The organism is Psychroserpens sp. XS_ASV72 (assembly GCF_041224425.1).
Taxonomy (GTDB): Bacteria; Bacteroidota; Bacteroidia; order Flavobacteriales; family Flavobacteriaceae; genus Psychroserpens.
Genome location: NZ_JBGFGL010000081.1, coordinates 1 through 522, shown reverse-complemented (window position 1 = coordinate 522; position 522 = coordinate 1). Strand labels below are relative to the sequence as shown.

Sequence of the window (522 nt, the reverse complement as noted above, 5' to 3'; positions counted from 1 at the left end):
CCTCAGCGACGACCATCGATGTCAGCAACGTTTCCAATACGAGCTGTGACCTTGACCTTACGGACTCTAGCGCTCCAATCACCACCGAACCTCTTCCGAACACCGTTACTGTATCTGCTACCGCACCTAGCGTGTGCTCTGGCGATTACGGGGAGTGCGGGGTCAGTGGCGATGCCGGTGACACCGGGACCTACAGTAGAGACGGCGGCCCATCGGTAACAGGCGTGATACCTGCTGACGGTACGCTTGAGGTCGCGGTTGTGGGGATTACCTCAGCGACGACCATCGATGTCAGCAACGTTTCCAATACGAGCTGTGACCTCGATCTCCTATACACCTCCCCGAACCCAAAAGACGACCAAAGGAAGAGAGGCGTTAGGGTGTCTGCTACCGAACATAGCGTGTGGTGGGGGGGGATCGTGGGGGTTGGGCGGTGGGTGGGTAAGGTGTTGATCATCTCCCCCCCCCCCCCCCCCCCCCCCCCCCCCCCCCCCCCCCCCCCCCCCCCCCCCCCCCCCCCCC

At 62.8% G+C, this 522-nt stretch carries 1 protein-coding gene; it reads right to left on the bottom strand.

Annotated features, from left to right (window positions below):
* Positions 1-329: 329 nt before the first annotated feature.
* Positions 330-522 (bottom strand): hypothetical protein (locus AB9K26_RS13545; RefSeq protein WP_369973101.1); only part of this gene is annotated, 193 nt, incomplete at its 5' end.